The sequence below is a fragment of the Psychrobacter sp. PL19 genome (genome assembly GCF_017875835.1).
GTDB lineage: Bacteria > Pseudomonadota > Gammaproteobacteria > Pseudomonadales > Moraxellaceae > Psychrobacter.
The window spans coordinates 2,068,242-2,089,019 of the sequence record NZ_JAGING010000001.1 but is presented as its reverse complement, the minus strand read 5'-3'; the positions used below and the strand labels follow the sequence as shown (position 1 = coordinate 2,089,019).

At 42.2% G+C, this 20,778-nt stretch carries 13 protein-coding genes and 1 pseudogene; 12 read left to right on the top strand and 2 right to left on the bottom strand.

From position 1 onward, the window contains the following. The first annotated feature begins 113 nt into the window (after positions 1-113). Entirely contained in the window at positions 114-845 is a 732-nt protein-coding gene (locus tag H4W00_RS08485; RefSeq protein ID WP_209957216.1) for a Smr/MutS family protein, read from the top strand. Between the two features lie 245 nt (positions 846-1,090). Then, complete coding sequence (locus H4W00_RS08480) at positions 1,091-1,723, top strand: DNA-3-methyladenine glycosylase family protein (protein ID WP_209957214.1); 633 nt, start codon at positions 1,091-1,093, stop codon at positions 1,721-1,723. Between the two features lie 150 nt (positions 1,724-1,873). Here H4W00_RS08480 and H4W00_RS08475 read toward each other — a convergent pair whose 3' ends face one another. Beyond that, on the bottom strand, positions 1,874-3,844 hold the full coding sequence (locus tag H4W00_RS08475) for a mechanosensitive ion channel family protein (RefSeq protein WP_209957212.1): 1,971 nt from the start codon (positions 3,842-3,844) through the stop codon (positions 1,874-1,876). A 380-nt stretch (positions 3,845-4,224) separates the two neighbouring features. Here H4W00_RS08475 and H4W00_RS08470 point away from each other — a divergent pair, with 380 nt between their 5' ends. From H4W00_RS08470 to H4W00_RS08435, 10 genes and pseudogenes are all read left to right on the top strand, one after another. After that, positions 4,225-6,156: a TonB-dependent receptor plug domain-containing protein gene (locus H4W00_RS08470; RefSeq protein WP_209957210.1), complete on the top strand. Its 1,932-nt coding sequence runs from the start codon at positions 4,225-4,227 to the stop codon at positions 6,154-6,156. Positions 6,157-6,537: 381 nt separating this feature from the next. Next, positions 6,538-7,962, top strand: coding sequence for an adenosylhomocysteinase (gene ahcY, locus H4W00_RS08465; RefSeq protein WP_209957208.1), 1,425 nt, complete (start codon positions 6,538-6,540; stop codon positions 7,960-7,962). A 47-nt stretch (positions 7,963-8,009) separates the two neighbouring features. Beyond that, positions 8,010-8,858 carry a methylenetetrahydrofolate reductase gene (locus H4W00_RS08460; protein WP_209957206.1) on the top strand — a complete coding sequence of 283 codons (849 nt, stop codon included), beginning with the start codon at positions 8,010-8,012 and terminating at the stop codon, positions 8,856-8,858. A 331-nt stretch (positions 8,859-9,189) separates the two neighbouring features. Beyond that, positions 9,190-10,197, top strand: coding sequence for a 16S rRNA (uracil(1498)-N(3))-methyltransferase (locus H4W00_RS08455; protein WP_209957204.1), 1,008 nt, complete (start codon positions 9,190-9,192; stop codon positions 10,195-10,197). A gap of 188 nt (positions 10,198-10,385) precedes the next feature. After that, positions 10,386-10,538: a hypothetical protein gene (locus H4W00_RS12635; protein ID WP_334684928.1), complete on the top strand. Its 153-nt coding sequence runs from the start codon at positions 10,386-10,388 to the stop codon at positions 10,536-10,538. A gap of 6 nt (positions 10,539-10,544) precedes the next feature. Beyond that, the gene (locus H4W00_RS12630) at positions 10,545-10,913 is read left to right on the top strand and encodes a hypothetical protein (protein WP_334684927.1); all 369 of its coding nucleotides are present in this window, start codon (positions 10,545-10,547) and stop codon (positions 10,911-10,913) included. Positions 10,914-10,925: 12 nt separating this feature from the next. Then, positions 10,926-11,561 (top strand): annotated as a pseudogene (locus H4W00_RS12625) (EAL domain-containing protein); the annotation flags it as partial. A gap of 444 nt (positions 11,562-12,005) precedes the next feature. Further along, positions 12,006-13,802: an acyl-CoA dehydrogenase C-terminal domain-containing protein gene (locus tag H4W00_RS08445; RefSeq protein WP_209959094.1), complete on the top strand. Its 1,797-nt coding sequence runs from the start codon at positions 12,006-12,008 to the stop codon at positions 13,800-13,802. A gap of 760 nt (positions 13,803-14,562) precedes the next feature. Then, positions 14,563-16,344, top strand: a complete 1,782-nt coding sequence (locus H4W00_RS08440) for an acyl-CoA dehydrogenase C-terminal domain-containing protein (protein WP_209957202.1) — start codon at positions 14,563-14,565, stop codon at positions 16,342-16,344. 906 nt (positions 16,345-17,250) lie between these two features. Further along, on the top strand, positions 17,251-19,734 hold the full coding sequence (locus tag H4W00_RS08435; RefSeq protein WP_209957200.1) for a site-specific recombinase: 2,484 nt from the start codon (positions 17,251-17,253) through the stop codon (positions 19,732-19,734). Between the two features lie 191 nt (positions 19,735-19,925). On the opposite strand, the gene H4W00_RS08430 is transcribed toward H4W00_RS08435, so the two are convergent. Then, entirely contained in the window at positions 19,926-20,762 is an 837-nt protein-coding gene (locus tag H4W00_RS08430) for a symmetrical bis(5'-nucleosyl)-tetraphosphatase (RefSeq protein WP_209957198.1), read from the bottom strand. Positions 20,763-20,778 lie beyond the last annotated feature (16 nt).

Here is a 20,778-nt window from a genome sequence, read left to right as displayed (position 1 = left end):
CTTATCATTGAAAATACTTATCATTAGAAATACTTATGATTATATAATTGATAGCTTTGATGATTAAACGACGCTTCCATTAACCCATTAATTAAACAGACACGTTAACTTTTATGACAAATTCTATCTTCTCAAAAGACATGCAAGACCAGCTCAAAGAGCTTAAAGGACAACTCAGCAAAAGTCGCGGCACCACGTCACCTGACGGTGAGAATCAAAAGCCGACTGAACCTGTTTCCTTACTCACGCAAAAGCAGGTTAAAAAAACAGTGAAGCAGCTAGACAGCGAACATATCGATGACGATAAAGTACTGTTCATGCAAGCGATGCATGGCGTCAATCAACTCGATGATAAAAACGTCCGCTCGCCTGCCAATGCTAAAAAAGGCGGCAAGCCTGATGCAGCAACCTTGTCAAAACGTGCCGCCGCTCAAGGCAAAGAAGCGGCGGACATAGGGGCCGGCTTGTCGGATATGCAAGCACTACTTAATCCAGTCGCTGGCGAGGCTTATTTATCTTATAAGCAACCTACCCTACAGACCAAAGTGTTTACTCAGCTCAAACAAGGCAAATTGCGTTGGTATGACGCGGTAGATATTCATGGTTGCACCATTGAAGAAGCCCGAGTAGCCATGACTCAACTGCTGAGCCAAGCGAAACAAAACAATGAGACCATGGTAAAAATTATCCATGGTAAAGGCAGCGAAGCTATTCTCAAAACTTGCGTCAATGGTTGGTTGCGTCAATTACCAGAGGTATTGGCTTTTTGTTCAGCACCGCCAAAAGATGGCGGTAATGGCGCGGTTTTGGTATTACTAAAAAAGCCTAAAACTGATGGTGAATAAGTTATAAACGGTTTTTTTTGAAAAAAAGGACTGCAATGGCGCAGTCCTTTTTTTATCGCTAGACTTAAATAAAATATTCAAAGCAACTTTGTGCGGTTGCTTGTAATCGTTTTTTACACTGGTTTTTTCAGCCTCTATCTGCGTAGGCACAGCAAGCAAGAAAAACTTTTGCCAGCAGTATGTTGTGTATCGATATTACTTTTCATTGACTATATTCACATTCAGCTACTGCGGATAAATCATTTATGAGCATACAGACGATTGATACTCAAGAAGCACTAAAGGACCACATTACGGCACTTATCGCTATTGAACCAAGGTTCGCGCCAATTTACGAGCAAGTGGGCGTGCCCAGTCTACGGCGCAATGCAGGTGGTTTTGAGCAGTTGATGAGAGCAATAGTAGGACAACAGCTGTCTGTTGCTGTGGCCAGTAGTATTTGGCAACGACTGGCTGAGGCAGGCTTAACCTCACCGCAAGCAATTATTCAGGCAACGGATGATGCCTTACGCGCACAAGGTTTATCTAGGCAAAAAATCCGTTATACCCGCTCATTAGTTGAGCACGACATCAGCTTTGATATACTAGTAAAAATGTCAGACGAGGATGTAATGGAGATACTTACGGCGGTTATTGGCATCGGCCACTGGACTGCCGAGATGTATTTATTATTCTCTTTGGGCCGAGCTGATGTGCTCGCAGTCGATGATTTAGCGATTAAAGTCGCTGCGATGGATGTATTAAACTTGGCAGAGCGCCCCACACCAAAGCAACTAAAGGTCGCGAGTCAAGAATGGTCGCCGCAGCGCAGTGCTGCCAGCTTACTGTTATGGGCGCACTACGGTTGGATGCACAACAGAAAGTCAGTACCGGTCTAGTAAGCTACCCCACTACATGTCTGCTACCAACCGCTTGTACCAGATCAATCTGACAAGCTAATGATGAGATCTGGAATGTTCTGTTAATTAGCAGCTTTTAGGAAGGTCCCGTTTTTAAAAACGCATATTTTTGAAAATCTGATACATATCTTAAAGTTTTTTTGCTTTAGGTGACCTAAAACTGTTTCTAATTTGCCTAATTTTTCGTCTTACTAAAGCATGGCCGGCACTTCTATGAGTATTACTATCGCTATCTTTCTCAGCAACGTCTTGTCGATCCTGTTCTTGCTTCCTCTTTTGCCCGTCATTATCACTGTCGCTATCTTTTAAGTCCAGTTCTGGACCTTTATTTAAATCAATAGATCTGTGTTTGTCATCAGCATCATGTGACGGGTCTTCGGTATTATCGACCACCTTATTCTCCATCTCCCCATCTAACTCATGCTTAAGCTCTGTTTGCTTAACAACTAGCTGCTGAGTTGGCAAGGCATGCTCGACGTCATACTTTCTAACTTGCAATAACACATCAACGAATACCACGTTTTGTTTGTCGTAGAATTCCATAACATCATTAGAATTAATATAGGCTTGTAGCTGGACAACGTAGCAGTCTTGACGCAGCTCTAAGATATTAACTTGGTTCCATTCTTGGTTGGTCAAGTAGTGTTCATTTAAAAATTCGTCTAAATGTTTTACCATCTGGAACACAACTTCAATGTCAGCCGTGCGCTTGATATATAACTTATGGAAAAATTGAAACATATCGCGGGAGGTAAAGTTCTCAATTTGCATAGATGAAAAGTCCCCATTGGGAACCGTCACAATAGTGCGTGTTAAAGTGCGCACGCGCGATGAACGAATACCAATATCGACCACCGTACCTTCATAAGTACCAAATTTACAATAGTCGCCGATTCGGACTGGCGAATCTGCCACCACTACCACACTGCCCACGAGATTCTCGATAGTCTTTTGCGCACCCAGTGCTAAGGCTAAACCACCTACCCCTAATGCTGCAATACCAGTGGTTAAATCAAAACCCAGATTACCAAAGATGACAATGATAGCAAATATCAAAAGCAACGCTTTGACGACTTTGCGTAATAGTCCTAAGATAGAGACTCGCTCTGTGTAATTCTTTTTATAACTTATATTTACAGCGCGGGTAAAAATAGCATCTATTACCCGTAGTAACAGCCAGGTCAACGCTAACCATGAAGCGATCTCGGTGAACCTATTAGCAGGCTCACGCAGCGTTACTGACACGCCAGCGTAGACCATCACTTCTGATAGAATTAGGGCCATAATAACTACGGCAAGCGGCAGTATCACCTTATCCGGTAGCGGTAGCGGCACACCACGTAACCGTGGATAGACGATGTTTAAAAGGTGATACCACAACCACACCAGCACATAAGTCAGCAACAAACTGCCAATAGTGATTGCCACCGCAGCGACCAAATCGGCCAGCTGATAACCAAACAGCTTTTTATCCTCAAGCCCTTCAAAAGTGTAGCGTGCTATTAAAGTCGGTTCCGTATTTTCTATTACTTCTGGGATAGAACTGAGGGTATCGCTAGAGAACTGCCAATACTGTTGTCCTTTTTTAGAAACCACTCGTTCTAATATGAGCGGGACACTCTTATCATCGATGCTGATTTTGCCTACATTTTCTTGGCTTGGCGGTAGCTGATCGGTTAAATTACCCTCAAGCGTATTGTTGAGTTGCAAATCAGGCTGAAAACGCCCGCCTGTATCAAGCGCTTGCTTGAACTGACGGACGATGGTAGCTGGGTTATCAGACTTTGATAAGTTGAGGTAATTGCTGGCCAGTAGATTATCATTTTCGCTTAAAGCACTAATAAACCCTTGTACGGTATGGCGCGGCGTGTCTCGCCCGAATGCGTCCGGCACAGGTTCACTCGCACTACTATCCTGGCCGCCAGCAATACCCAACACACCACCTTCTACAGCAGCGAACGCAGTATTTGGCAACGTTAGACTAAATAGTGATGCCAACAGTAGCATGATCACTACTAACGCTCTTGTCAGCGTTTTTGATAGCGGCGCTTTTATTACTGGCGGCATGGCAGTAGGACTTAAATAGTGCTCAATAGACAAAACAAACCTCTTAACTTAATGTGTAGAGCAATTTAAATACTTATGGCGGTGTCGCTATGATAGCAATTATTTATCACACTAGTGCTTTTGATTGCGCGTTTTTATAGACGATGATCATTCTATATATTACTCACGACTTGCGGGTTATAACCGAAAGTGAACACCGTAACGATTGATAAAACGTAGAAAGCAAATAAAACACGGCAGAACGAGTAAATAACAGGTAATAATGAATGGCCCTCAGCTTACAATGAAGAAACATTAGGTTAAAAGTGTTTATAAATGAGTAAGTTTTATAGATAATAAGCGCATGTAAATTATTTATTGTTTTTTGTAATTTTAGCCTCTTAATTTTTGCTTTTGTCACTTTGGAAATAATTATGCTGTTATCACGTTCTTCTTCATCTATCTATTTACGCTACTGTATGTTGAGCGCGCTTGGTGTTTTTGCCGTTAATGGCGCTATGGCAGCGACACCTGCCAACACTGATTCGAATGTTGCCAGTGATGATGAGCTACCTCAAGTCGAACTTGATAAAATTATCGTGACTGCTACCCGTACACCGACTAAAACTAGTAATACTATTGCTCAAACTCGGGTGGTTGATAGTGAAGAATTACAACGCTTTCAAGGTCAAACCGTACTTGATGTTTTAAAAGGTCAGACAGGGATTAATGTCACTCAAAGTGGTGGCCTAGGAACAACAAGTAACTTTTATATGCGCGGTTTTGACAGTAAGCAAGTATTGATACTTATTGACGGTGTCCGCTATGGCTCGATTTCTCTAGGCACACCTGCATTAAACTTGTTATCTGCTGATCAAATTGACCGTATCGAAATTTTATATGGCGCATCAGGCGCAAGTCTTTATGGTGCTGATGCAATGGGTGGTGTTATTCAAATCTTTACAAAAGGCACAAACGTACAGAAAAGTAGTTTGTCTGTCACTACTGGAATCGGCTCTAACAGCCTTTATAATGTAGGTGCTAACGGTCAATATACATATCAAGATACAACCCTAAGCTTAGGTGTTAATCATACCGATACGGATGGTTTCAATGCTGTAAATACTGGTAAGAATTTTAATGCTGACGATGACGGTTTTAAAATAACATCAGTAAGCGCTGCTATGACACAAAAAATTGCGCCAAGTGTAAAAGCAGGGTTGAGTGCTTTCTACAATGAGTCTACCTCTGAATTTGATGCCTTTCCTGACCGGACTGGTGCGGTAAACTCCAACCCTTATAGTGATCAAAAAAACGGCTCAGCAACTGCTTTTATTGAACACGCAAACGAACTTGCTATCACAAAATTTAGCTACGGTCATAGCATCGATGAACTCAGAACTTATGACAATGCTCAAGACTCGAAGAAGAGTACAGTTTTCGATACCACTCAAAACCATGCCCGTTTAGAAAGTCAAATCACAGCAGGTGGTGGTCAAGCTATCTTAGGAATTGAACATTTGGATCAGAAAATAGATTCAACTACTAAATATGAGGTTGATAGTCGCACTGTAAAAAGTGCATTTATTGGCTATCAGCTAGCTGATACACACTATGATGTACAAACCAATTATCGTGTAGATGACAATTCACAATATGGCAAAAAGAGTACTTATAACGTAGGAGCAGCATTTCACCCATTAGCTGGTATGCGCATTGGTGCGAACTATGCCACTGGCTTTCGTGTACCAACTTTTAATGATTTATATTTCCCTGGTTACGCGAACTTAAGCTTGAAACCTGAAACTACTAAAAACACCGAAGTATTTGTAGAATATGCTAATGGTAATCAGCTTTCGCGACTCACTGGCTATCATACCGATGCAGAAAATCTAATTACAGGTGGTACAAATATTGGTGAGGCAAAAATTAAAGGTCTAAGCTTAACCTCTGACTGGAAATTAAATTCATTCTTATTTGGCTTAGGTTACGATTACTTAGATGTAAAAGACAAAACACCTAATGGCTCTAACAACAACAATGATCTTGTCTATCGTCCCAAAAACACTGGCTTAATTTATATAGGCTATCAGCAACCTACTTTTGATGTACGCATTGAAACAAAACACACTAGTGATAGATTCTCTGATGGTGCTAACAAAATTAAGTTGGATGACTATACGCTAGTCAACTTAAGTACAAATATATATGTTACTCCTAACCTTCGTGCTAACCTTCGTGTAGACAATATCACTAACGAAGAATATACGCTTGCAGACAACTATACGCTCACAAATAATTTTAGTTCAAGATATGCTGCGGAGGGTACTAGCTACTTCACCTCTCTAACCTATAACTGGTTCTAACCTTATTCAACACCGCTTATAAGTTATATTACTAATACTAAAGGCCATCAATCGGTGGCCTTTTTTATCACTATTTTTTGTGACTATAAATGGGCTGTCAAGTATAAAAGTTAGGAAAGCGCAACATCAACGCCTAGATTTTCCTGCAGCCAATAGGTGACAAATTAACCGCCATGAATTACAATAATGACCTCCGAGAGGTGTTGCGCCATAACCATAAATACTAGTGTTTAGTTTTAAACCTAAGCCACACTGATTTATACGTTATATTAGGCTCGGTAAACTGTTTAATACTAAAAGTTTAAGTATTAAATAGCGTGAACAACGGCACCTGCGTTTTTATTCTTTTTATCATACGTTAACCACTGATAGGAGCATATTATGGACGCAGTGTCTACTTCCCCATCTGCCCATACGATCAATCCCGCTTTCACAGACTATAAAGTCGCTGACATTAGCCTTGCTGATTACGGCCGCCGTGAAATTACTCTTGCTGAAGCCGAAATGCCTGCCCTTATGGGTTTGCGTCGTCGCTACGAAGCGGATCAACCGCTTAAAGGCGCGAAGATTGTCGGCTGTATCCACATGACCATCCAAACTGCCGTGCTTATCGAGACCTTAATTGCACTCGGTGCTGAAGTACGCTGGACCTCATGTAACATCTTCTCAACCCAAGACCACGCTGCTGCTGCAATTGCTGCTGCCGGTATTCCAGTATTTGCTTGGAAAGGCGAAACTGACGCAGAGTACGAATGGTGCTTACGCCAGCAAGTACACGTTGGTGGCGAAGAAACAGGCCAACTTTGGGATGCTAACTTAATTCTAGATGATGGCGGTGATTTGACCGCACTTATCCATGATGATTATGCTGAGCTTCTAGATAACATGCATGGTATCTCAGAAGAGACGACCACTGGTGTACATCGCTTACTCGAAATGTTGGATAAAGGCACGCTAAAAATTCCTGCTATCAACGTCAATGATGCCGTCACTAAGTCTAAAAACGATAATAAGTATGGTTGCCGTCATAGCTTAAATGACGCGATTAAACGCGGTACGGATATGTTCCTTGCTGGTCGTCGCGCTTTGGTTATCGGTTATGGTGATGTGGGCAAGGGCTCAGCACAAAGCTTACGTCAAGAAGGTATGATTGTTCGGATTTCAGAAGTTGATCCTATCTGTGCCATGCAGGCCTGTATGGACGGTTATGAAGTATTATCACCGTATATTGACGGCGACAACACTGGCGGCGCAGAAAACATAAACACCCGCCTGCTAGAAGATACGGACATGATTGTCACCACTACTGGTAACTATCACGTTTGTGACAAACACATGCTAGCGGCGTTAAAGCCTGGTGCAGTAGTTTGTAACATCGGTCACTTTGATACCGAAATCGATACGCAATTTATGCGTGAAAACTGGCGCTGGTCTGAAGTTAAACCACAGGTCCATCAAATCTTCCGCTCAGACGACGTGAACGATTACCTGATTCTGTTGGCTGAAGGTCGTTTGGTGAACCTAGGTAATGCAACTGGTCACCCATCACGCGTGATGGACGGCTCATTTGCTAACCAAGTATTGGCGCAAATGTATCTGTTTGAAGAGAAGTTTGCTGAACTGCCCGTTGATCAGCGTACTGACAATTTGTACGTCAGAGTGTTACCGAAAAAGCTCGACGAAGAAGTCGCAGCCGCTATGGTCGCGGGTTTCAATGGTACGTTAACCAAGCTGACCTCAAAACAAGCAGAGTACTTAGGCGTTCCTATCGAAGGTCCGTTCAAACCTGATGCTTATAAATATTAATATGAGTATTTATATTAGTACTTATATTAAAGATAAGGAGCGCGACTGTGAGTAAGCCTGCTTTCTCTTTTGAGTTTTTCCCTGCCAAGTCTGAGCAGGGACATGAGAAGCTGCTCAGTACTTTTGATGAGCTGAACAAACTGTCGCCTACTTACTTTTCGGTAACTTATGGTGCAGGCGGCTCAACGCGTACCCGCACTTTAGATATCGTCAACGCCTTATGTGAGCGTAGCGACACTCCAGTCGCTCCGCATATCTCCTGTATTGGTGACGATAAAGACGAAATTTCTGAGCTGTTGACGCTATATAAGAGTTTAGGCATCAATCGCTTAGTGGCACTGCGTGGCGACTTGCCGTCAGGACAAGTTGGTATGGGTCAGTTGCCATTTGCGCTGGATTTAGTCAAATTTATCCGTGAGCATTCAGGCGATCATTTCCATATCGAAGTTGCGGCTTACCCTGAGATGCACCCCCAAGCACGCAGCTTTTTATTCGATATTGATAACTTGGTGAACAAATACCAAGCGGGCGCGAATGCAGCGATTACCCAATTCTTCTATAATGCTGACAGCTATTTGTATTTGCGTGATGCGTTAGAAGGCCGTGGGATCGATACCAACGCACAGCCATTAGTGGCCGGTATTATGCCGATTACTAATTCTAGTAACTTGGTACGCTTTGCTGATAGCTGCGGTGCTGATATTCCACGTTATGTGCGTAAACAGCTTGCTGACTTTGGCGATGATCGCAAAGCCATTCGTGAGTTTGGTTTTGAGGTGGTCTACCGTCTATGCGAACGCCTGATTGCTGAGGGTGTACCCGCAATGCATTTTTATAGCATGAATAAGGTTGAGCCCAACAAACGCCTAATTGAAGCTTTAGGGCTAGCAGGTTAAAGCTGTTAATCGTTTATTGCGCTACGCCTCTTTTATCATTATTGTTCAACCCACTGGTGCTCTTAGGAGCACCAGTTTTTTATTGCTAAGATTTTATTAGCCGACTAGCGGCTGCAAAAAGCTTATACCAGCAGTACCGTAGCGTTTTTAAGGTATTTTAACTATACAATGCCCTTTAATACCCGTTACCGCCTTTTATAAGGCGCTTACCAACATCAGCGACTTACTTTTTTATACGAATTTAGGATTAAAAACACCTTTAGTTTGGCCAAATGATATTCTATTAGGCTACTAATAAACGTTCTTAATTAAACCATAGGGATAAAATATCGTGCGACGTTTTTTTTATGCCATCAGTAGTAATGATAACGAACATAGTGATCGTAACGCTTTTAATAAAAGCAACGTTGAATCCTCTTACCACCCTCGACTAGACTCGTTAGCCCTAGGTAGTGAGGTCGACTTACCAGACACTATCGTTCATCATTGGTGTCGTGTGCTACGAGCGAATATCGGTGATCAAGGCCTGTTATTCGACGGCTTTGGTGGTGAATATCAAGTACAGTTACAAACCGTCAGTAAAAAGCATGCTACCGCCACCTTACTCGCACACGTAAGCGATGACCGTACTGCGCCTATCATTAGTAAAATAGGCTTAGTCATGAGTCGTGGTGAACGTATGGATTATGCTATCCAAAAAGCCACTGAGCTTGGCGTCACTGCCATTCAGTTGCTCAGTAGCCATCATGGTGAGGTCTCTTTAAAACCTGCACAGGTCGACAAAAAGCTACTTCACTGGCAGCAAATTGCTATTGCTGCTTGTGAACAATGTGGGTTAAACCGTCCACCAATTATTTTTGCGCCTCAGCCTATTCGTCAGTGGCTACAGAGCTTAAATAACGATAGTTTAGGTAACGGTGGTTTAGATAGTGATAGTTTAAGTAATGATAGTTTAGATAATGATTTTTCAAATATCGATAACTCACAGACGAGTGGCTCAGCGAACAAGGCTAGTCGTGACATTTTTGTAAGTCCTATCGTAGCAGCCCTTAGGCAGGATCCTTATTATCAGATCCTTAATACTCGAACAGATTTGCGTGTAATGATGAGCGTGCCAGCAGCAGATCAGCCTTTGAGGCCAGAGGCGTTACTGACCGTCTTGACTCAAAAGCTGCCTTATATCGAACTGTTAATTGGTCCTGAAGGTGGACTCAGTAATGAAGAGTGCGATCAGGCTGAGCATAGTGGTTTTGCGCCTTGGCAAATTGGCGCACGAGTGCTGCGTACTGAGACGGCTCCAATTGTCGCCTTGGCAACATTGCACGCCCTGAGTCGTTGATAATAAGATAGAAGTCTTGATAGTTATTGATGATTAAATTTTAAAATAATGATAAACTTTTGTTAGCTATTTATTGTATAACTTATAGTAGCCCTGTTCAATATCAGTAGCCCCGTTCAATATAAGTATACTGATGTCGAACAGTGAGGTTTATTTTTATGCGCCAGTATATTTTGTGAGCCAGTATTATGAATAATTTTGAACCCATCTCAACCTTAATTAAGCAGCAACTACTGACTCAATTATGCGAACGCCTGGAAGATTCCATATTCATATTAGATGCCAACCTTCGCTACTTATCAGTCAATGCCACCTACGAAATTATGGTTGGTTACAATTAAGAGTTTTTGATTGGGCGACCACTTGGTATCTATTCTGCTGAATCCTTATCAGAAGAAGAACAGGCCATATTAAAAGACATCTCTAATCGCTTAGACAGTGACGGCTTTTACGAAAATAATTTTTCGCTGGCTACCCGTTATGGGCAGATACTTGAATGTCATATCGCTTATCGCAGACTTTGTGTCAAGCAACAAGGTGGTGATGATGTCTGTTGGTATAGCGAGGCTATCAACAAAGCAACTGCTGATAGCTTACCATTAGAAGCTGAGCTCAGATCTGCTATGGATGACTGTCAGCTTGTGCCCTATTACCAGCCAAAAGTTGCCTTAGATACTGGCACTATTACTGGTTTTGAGGCGTTAGTTCGCTGGTAGCACCCTACTCGCGGTCTACTGAAGCCGATGGATTTTATTGAAGCGATCATTGAATACAAACTGTCATTTAGATTGTTTTATCAAATGGTAGTAAAAATTGCTCAACAGTTGTCTATTTGGCAGGCATTGGGGTTTACTCAGCATATTTGTATCAATGCTGAAGCAACCGAATTTAACTATCCTGAATTTTTTGATGTGGTCAGTAACTTGTTTAAAGAACATAATATCCGCCCGCAACAGTTACACGTTGAGGTGACCGAATCGTCATTGATGCGGCGCCATGCCAATGTGAAACACCAACTCACCATGCTCAAAGAAATGGGCATCCGCCTAGCCCTTGATGACTTTGGTACCGGTTATGCCTCACTCAGCTACTTACAAGAATACCCCTTTGATTTTATTAAGATTGATAGAAGTTTTATCTCCAAAATTGCCACTGATCGTACCCAATACGCGATTGTAAAAGCTATTTTGGATTTGGCAGATGCACTTGATATGGAAGTTGTTGCTGAAGGTATCGAAACTGAGCAGCAACGTGACTTATTGTTACAAATGGGCTGTGCATACGGTCAAGGTTATTGGTTTGGTAGACCCGTTAACGCAGAAGATGCCACCGAAATGTTGACTCGTCAGCATGCATCCAAATAAAACGGTATTAAACTGTACTTTATTCAGGCGTATTGACTGTTCATCCTATCGCTAATAGTCGTCATTTGTAGTGAATAAAAATACATATGAACAAATCTCTTACCCAGTTAGTGCTCATAGCGCTTTGTCTCCCACGTTGATTGTGTATAGGATGCAAGATAGGTTCATGACTTATCAGTTTCACCAGCAAACTTGTATAATCGCCTGCAAACGCCTATCTTTTACAGTGAAATTATCAGAAATGCTGAATATTGAATAGACTTTAGCCGTCATCATTCTTTTAACTCTTTTAAACATCATTTTATATGGTCTGCGTCATTGTCTATTGTTAATTAAAAACTATTAATTCAGACAAGTTAGACATCAGCAAACATGAACCAAGCGCTAAATAATAGTGGCAGTCATTAACCCGCTGTTGGTCATATTCCAAAAAAAGGATAGGAAATTATGCAGTATAAAGCACCCCTACGTGATATGAAATTTGTCATGCATGAGCTTTTAAACAGTACCGCACATTACCAAACGCTTGATGCTTTTTCTCATATTGAAGCAGACATTGTAGACAGCTATCTAGAGGTTGCCGCCAACTTCGCTGAAAACGAGCTGTCGCCACTAAATCAGAGCGGGGATGCGGAAGGCTGTCATTTTGATAATGGTAAAGTAACCACACCTAAAGGTTTTAAAGAAGCTTATAAGCAATACTGTGAGCTTGGATTCACGTCTTTGACGGCCGAAGAAGAATTCGGTGGCCAAGCCATGCCAATGTCCTTGAACTCAGCTATCTCTGAATTTGTGGGTACCGCTAACTGGTCATTTGGTATGTATCCAGGGCTTTCAGAAGGCTGCGTTTCTACTATTGAGCATCATGGTACTGCCGAGCAAAAACAAAAGTATTTGCCTAAATTGGTCTCAGGTGAGTGGACAGGCGTAATGTGCTTGACTGAGCCACAGTGCGGCTCTGATCTCAATTTGGTACGTACCAAAGCTGAACCTAATGGTGACGGTAGCTACAAAATTACAGGCGGTAAAATCTGGATTTCTGCAGGCGAGCACGATATGTCTGACAATATTATCCATATTGTTCTGGCGCGCCTACCAGATGCACCAGCCGGTACTAGAGGCTTGTCTTTATTTGTTGTGCCGAAGTTCAGGGTTAATGATGACGGCAGTTTAGCCGAACACAATGCTGTCTCTTGCGGCTCTATTGAGCACAAAATGGGCATCAAGGCCTCAGCCACTTGCGTCATCAACTATGATGGGTCAGCTGGTTATTTAGTCGGCGAAGAGAACCGTGGTCTAAATTGCATGTTCACCTTTATGAATGTGGCACGAATCGGTACCGCTATTCAAGGGGTCACAGCATCTCAGTACGCTTTTCAAGGGGCCTTGTCTTTTACTAAAGAACGCTTAGCATTTCGTTCTCTAGACGGTGCTAAGTTTCCTGAAAAGCCAGCTGACCCGATCATCGTACACCCTGCAGTCCGTGATATGCTGTTGACCACTAAAGCATTCGCAGAAGGCGGTCGTGCATTGATTGGTTATATGTCTCAGTTTGCTGATACCGTTGCCAAGGGTGAAGGCGATGCTCGCAAAGACGCGGATCAAATGCTGTCACTGCTTACCCCTATTGGCAAGGCCTTCTTGACCGAAACGGGACTTGAGTCTGCCAGACATGGTGTTCAAGCGTTGGGTGGTAGTGGGTTTTGTACTGAGTATGGCTTAGAGCAAAATGTCCGTGATACCACTATTGCTTGTATCTATGAAGGGACGACTCAAATTCAATCGCTCGACTTAATCGGACGTAAAGTATTGGGGTCACAAGGCAAACTGCTTACTAACTTTACCAATGTCATTCAGCAGTTCTGTGAAGACAATAAAGACAATGACGACATGGGCCAATTTACTCGTCCTCTTATGAGACATATCAAAGAATGGGGCGATCTAACTGCCCGTATTGGTATGCAAGCAAACGACAATCCTGAGGCAGTAGGTGGCGCTGCAGTTGATTACATGTACTTTAGCGGTTATGTGACCTTGGCTTTCTTGTGGGCACGGATGGCATTAGTGGCACAAACAGCTATTGCTGACGGTACCGGCGAGCAGGCATTCTATGATGCCAAAATCAAAACCGCGCAGTTCTACTTTGCAAAATTGCTACCGCGTACTAGTACTTATGTCAAGCGCATCGATACTGGTGTCGAACCCTACATGAGTATGAGCACTGACCAATTTGCATTTTAATTAAGCGTCATATTTGAGCTGAGGCCTTAGTTATTAGCGTACATTGTTATTAAGCGTACATTGTTATTAAGCGTACATTGTTATTAGCGTGTATTTTAGCTATAAAGTGGTCAAAAACTGCTTTTAATTATAATGGTCATGATTCAATATCTTCCTATAGGCAACATACTAAGGTGTGTTGCCTATTTTGTTTTGGTAGCGAGCTCTAAGCTCTAAAACTATTGGTCTTTTAAAGTGAGTTGACTTATAGTTAAAATACCTTAAAAACGCGACGGTACTGCGGATATAAGATTTTTGCAGCCTCTGTCTGCGTAGGCACAGCAAGCAAGAAAAACGTATGCCAGCAGTAGGTTATGTATCGATATTACTTTTCATTGACTATATATGACTTCGATTAACCATGGTTAATTAGCTAGGATTGCCTTTCCAGCGGGTCACTTAAGTTATATTTAAATACTACAAGAGCACAGAATGACTTTCGGTGCACGCGTAATTCACGAAGATATACACAGTTTAAGCCCTTAATTTGCTAAACTTTATAAATCACTTAATCGTTTTACAGCAATAAGTTTATTGCCATAACTCGCATATTTTATATTTTTCATCTATTTACTGTGACCTTATTAACGGATAACTCGTCATCAATAGATGACCAATATTATTAATACCCCTATTCGTTAGCGTCTCAATATCCTTTGATTCTAACTACCAATAAATAAACTGCTTTACTTCTATTCATATTGAACAATAAGGAATATTTATGTCTGTCTATAATGCCCCTCTTAATGACATGCGTTTTATCTTAACTGACGTTTTTAAAGCTCATGAGTTTTGGCAAAATAATGATAATTTGTCTCATGTTGACATGGAAACTGTCGATATGATTTTAGAAGAAATGGCAAAATTATCCAAAAACGTGCTACTACCTATTAATCGTAGTGGTGACGAAGAAGGCGCAACCTTCCATGGTGACGGTGTCGTTACCACTCCTGAAGGCTTTAAAGAGGCCTATAAGCAATATGCGGATTCAGGTTGGGTTGGTCTGGGTGGCAACCCTGAGTACGGCGGCCAAGGTTTCCCAAAAATGGTCACTATGTTGACTGAAGAAATGATCTTTACCACCAACCAGTCGTTTGCGCTATATCCCAACCTCACTGTTGGCGCGACATTGTGTATGAATGCTGCGGCCTCAGAAGAGCAGAAAAAACTGTATTTAGAAAAAATGTACTCAGGTGAATGGTCAGGTACCATGTGCTTAACTGAGCCGCATGCTGGTACTGACTTGGGTATCATCAAAACCAAAGCAGTGCCCAACGACGACGGTAGCTTCAACATTTCAGGTACCAAAATCTTTATTACCGGTGGTGAGCATGACTTAACTGAAAATATTATTCATTTGGTGTTAGCAAAAACGCCAGACGCGCCAGCGGGTTCTAAAGGTATCTCATTATTTGTGGTACCAAAATTCATAGTTAATGAAGATGGTAGCTTGGGCGAACGCAATACACTGGCAGCAGGCTCTATTGAACACAAAATGGGTATCAAAGCCTCAGCCACTTGTGTGATGAACTTTGATGATGCTAAAGGTTGGTTGGTTGGTCCTGAAAATACGGGGCTTTCATCAATGTTTATTATGATGAACTATGAGCGCGTTACTATGGGCTTACAAGGACTTGGTGGCTCTGAACTTGCCTATCAAAATGCAGCACTTTATGCGCTTGATCGTGGTCAAGGTCGTAGCGACACCCAAATTCAAAGCCCTGAAAAACCAGCTGATGCCATCATTCATCATGCCGATGTACGCCGCATGCTGTTGAACGCTAAAGCCAATTCTGAAGCATCACGCTGTTTTGCCATGTACGTCGCCAAACAACTTGATGCTGAAAAGTTCAGTACCGACCCTGAAGCAGCTCAAATTGCCTCTGCTCGTGTTGCGTTACTAACACCTATTGCTAAAGCCTTCTTAACCGATAAAGCTCTAGAAGCTACCATCGATTGTCAACAAGTATTTGGTGGTCATGGTTATGTGCGCGAATGGGGCATGGAACAAATCGTTCGTGATACCCGTATCGCTCAGATCTACGAAGGGGCCAATGGTATTCAAGCGCTTGATCTGCTTGGCCGTAAAGTCGCTCGTAACGAGGGTAAATATGTTACCAACTTCTTAGCTGAAGTTCGTGATTTTGTGAATACGATGCAAGCCGATCATGGTGTCAAGCAAGCAACGTTAGAGGCTGCTGATACCATAGAAGAGTTGACCAATACCGTCCTTGCCAATATCAGCACACGTAAGAGCGAAATAAATGGCTGTGCAGTTGACTACATGCATGCGTTCGGCTATCTATGCTACTCATACATGTTTGCCATGATGGTAGAAGCTGCTGACGGTAAAGAAGGTGAATTTTATACCAATAAAGCCAAGCTCGCTGATTACTTCGTTGGTCGCATCTTGCCACGTATTGATGCCCATGCTCAGATGGTCAGGTCTGGCAGTGATCCAATGATGAACTTTGATCTTGATTATTTTAATGCCTCAGCTTAATCATGCATAATGATTGATTAAGCGGTTGAATAAAAAGGACAGTCTTATGACTGTCCTTTTTTTATAGCCGTGCAATTGATTGTTTGGTTCATAGAATTAATTTATAGGAAAGTGACTCACTTATAGTGTATATTCATATAAATGAATATTTAGTAGTAATAAAATGTTTAGTGACCGTGCTAAAACCATATGGACTTTGGTGACGATGTGCTCAATCTTAATAATAGTGGTGACACTTTTGAGAATGGGTCGTATTATTTGATGACTGCCTCGCAACATCTGTCTCCAAGCTGTCTGTCTCCAAGCTGTCTGCCATTGGTATAACCTATTGTTGGCATAACCTGCCTACTCATTTTGCCTGTACGCGTACTGTTCTATACCCCCCCCCTTGTGCAGTACTGAGGCATAAATGATGCTTTTTTATAGGCATAAGTTTTATGGACACTGAAAATTCCTATCATCTGCTGTTTGCTGGTTTATAACAGTTCTCAAAATTCTATCCTTCCTTTATAGCCATCCGCAAAACAGTAGTCTGAAAAACGTCATTGATTACTCACTTAATTTGGGTGTCGGTTATTAAGTCTACTTTCGTTAGGGGTTCATCACTTAAGTTTTAGTAGCTAGTTAAGTGACACCATCACATTTGATCAAAAAACGTTATTTCGTTACTGTTTTCTTTATTTGTCTGAAATTAATTACTAACAAAATAAATTGCCTATCTGTAGCCCTTTCAGATTAAAATGAGTCAGAAAAGAGTGTCTGTTCCTTATACAAAATTTAGAAACTGAACGCTTATTAACCCGTTACTCTATCTGCAAATAACCTTACTGCTGTGAATATTTAATATTAGGTTACTTAATTGTAAATACCGCTGATCACTATTTAAATAACAACAAAGGGTACAAGGTGTCAGGAATAAAATACATTTTACAGCAGATTACTGCCTTGAGTGAAGTGCCCGATCCTTCGGTGCTCAAACGCTTGATCGATGAATTGCGAGTATCTGAAAAAGAACCAGCGCTTGCCAACGAGAAGATCCAGGTCCTCATCGATATTTTGCGTCAGCATCCAGAATATGGAGATGGGCTTGCAAGCTTTGTCTTAAAGCTTATTATTGAGTACCGCCAAATTGCCCTGTATACCGATACAGGTATCATGTCAGATGAAGGATTTTTCAGTAGCCTACGCCGCTTAGTCGGCCACCGTTTTTTACCGTTATTACCGCAAGATGATTCAGTCGTTGAGTTGGTTGGTTATTTGTTCAATAAAAAACAAGATGAGCAGTGGCTCGCCAATATTGACAAAGACAAATGGGACACCCTAGTTGAGTTATTTAAGGTTAAAGAAGAGCACTTAGACTTGGTCGCTACCACCAAGAACAGTATATTGAACGCTATCGTTATTCTGTCCTATCGTATTAGTGGTATTGGGCTGCATCCTGATTTGATGGAAGCTTATCCACAAATACTGAACTACTCAGCGTCCTTTGTTGCTCAAAATCAGGAAGCCGTATTATTCGTTAATCAATATCGGCAGGCGCATGAGCTAGATAGCTTGACCGACATTACACCTGAACAAGCGGTTAACCCTGCTCCCCTATTGGTCATGCTTGAGCAGTGTGAAGGTATCGTCGCCACCGTGCGTAAGCGTATTTATAAAACCGGTATCTCTATTCGTCTGACCAATATGATGTTACGACTGGATCAAAGCTTACAGCGCATGCGAGTCTTGACTGAATTGGTGGCGGCTGACGCGCTTAAGCGTGATAGAGCAATTATTGAACTGATTCAAACACTAGTGATTACTGCCAATCGACGCTATAGCATCGGCTATCTAATCGATAACAATACCAAGCTGTTATCACGTAAAGTCACTGACAATGCCAGCCGGGTCGGTGAACATTACATTAGTACTGATAAGTCAGGCTATCAAAAAATGTTTAGAAAAGCCTCGATTGGTGGCTTTATCATTGCCTTTATGGCTACTATTAAAATAGTGACTTATCAGCTGGCGATTGCGCCCATGGTTCGTGCCTTTGTAAACAGCATGATTTATGGTCTAGGCTTTGTCTTCATTCATATTGTTCATGGTACGGTAGCAACCAAACAGCCCGCTATGACCGCTGCCGCTATTGCTTCGACCATCTCTGATAGCTCTGGAAAAAAATCACATCAGCTGACTAAACTATCAGAGCTAGTGGTCGATATCTTGCGAACTCAGTTCATCGCTATTATGGGCAATATAATGATGGCGATACCCGTGGCGCTGATTATCTCGTTTGCGTGGCTGCACTATACGGGCACACCGATGATTAATGCGGATAAAGCAGGGCATCTGTTGCATGAGCTAGATCCTTTTCGCTCATTGGCTCTACCTCATGCCGCCATTGCTGGGGTCTATTTGTTTTTGTCTGGGCTTATTGCCGGCTATTATGATAATTTGGCCGTTTATAACAATATTGGTGCGCGAATTCGCCGGCATTGGTTATTACAGTACTTATTACCTAAGTCATGGCTTCAACGTTTGGGTGGTTTTATAGAAACCAATCTCGGCGCTATTATGGGCAATTTTATCTTTGGGGTATTTTTAGGCAGTACCGCCACCATCGGCTTCTTATTTGGCTTGCCAATTGATATTCGACATATTGCTTTTGCTTCCGCAAACTTGGCACATGGTCTATTTAACCTATCGGCCACACAGATGAATTGGGAAGTGATTTTACTGTCTATCCTTGGGGTCGCGCTGATCGGTATGGTCAATTTAATAGTCAGTTTCTCACTGGCACTATTTGTTGCTTTGCGCTCTAAAGAAGTCAAATTCTTTGAATGGAGTCGTTTAACCAAACAAATTTTTAGCCATATGATTACGCATCCCACAGACTTTTTCTGGCCACGCGATAAACCTATGAAATACGCGCGCATCGATAGCCAAGGTCATATGATTTTTGACGATAGCGCAGCACAAAATAGTGGTAAGCCGCTGCCCAGTAATTATGTGGTCAGACGTTTGTCTGATGTGAAGATATTCCCTAAATCTATGCAAGCCGATACCCAGGGTAAGCAAGCAACGACAGATATATATTATGACAATCAGCCAAAAAGTAATAACACTGGCAGTAATTTGAACAACAATGAAGAAAGGGCCACTCATACTACAACAGCCCAGATCCTATCTAAAAAAGTAATAGATCTCGACGATGGCTTGATAGATAGTGAGCTTAACAGTGTCCCCTATAGCGATGATATACAATATGATAAGACGACTAAGACACTTGGTGCGATCAGTGATGGCCGACAAAATAGTGATCACGAAAGCTCCGACGGCAAGGCTGCTGGAGATACCAAGATGCCACTTCCTAAACCCAAAAAACCGCCCAACCTACCCCATTAATTTGGTTGTAAGTTAAGACAGTGCTTTGAATATACTTAAGAAACCTTAATACGAGTACAATAAAATTATTTAAAGTGAGTCAAATGTAAAACTAATCTCTGAGTGTAGAGTGGAAACTGTAACTGGCTTAATTAAAGAAGAATATTAAGCCAATTTAACTCTCTAGCAGAATTATCCTTGGTTCATCATCACTATGACGCAGAGCAATCAGCGCTAGAAGTGATCACTTTACCATCACTTAATCGGTAGGCCAGCAGGTAATTACCCCACACACAGCCGCCATCAAGTGCGCGGGCGTGCGGTAAATCGACCTCACCTTTAAGCGCGGCCCAATGTCCAAATAATATCTTACGTGCACGTGGTACTTGCCATGCAAACCATGGTAAAAAATCAACTGGCATCGGCTGGTCCAGACTTGAGGTAAAACTAAACTCAAGCGACCCGTCCTGCTTACACAGCCGCATACGAGTAAAATAATTAGCAATCGCTCTTATCTTAGTAAAGCCATTAATATCAGCGTGCCAATTATCAGCCGTTTTGCTATATAAATGTGGCAGCACACGATCAAGATGATGTAAACTGCCTCGCAGCTGTGTTTCTAGCTGCTGAGCGTAACCTTCCGCATCCTCTAAGCTCCAATGCGGCGGAATACCCGCATGCACCAATACCGTATGGGTATCGGGGTAAGCCAATATCGGCTGGTGACGTAACCACTGTAATAACTCTTCGCTATCTTCAGCAGCGAAAATTGGGGCCGTCCTGTCTTTTTTCTTAATCTTAGTCGCCCCCCGCCATACCGCGAGCAAGTTCAAATCATGATTGCCCAAAACAGTTGCTGCAGCGCCTTGCTCACATAACGCCTTGACATCGCGCAAGGTATTTAGTGAGTCTTCGCCGCGTGCCACTAAATCACCGGCAAACCATAACTTATCTTGAGTCGAGTCAAAATTTAAGGTGTTAAGTAACTGACGATACGCGCCATGGCAACCTTGCAAGTCACCGATGACATATTGGTGGCGAAAACTCATAGGACCTCGATTGCTA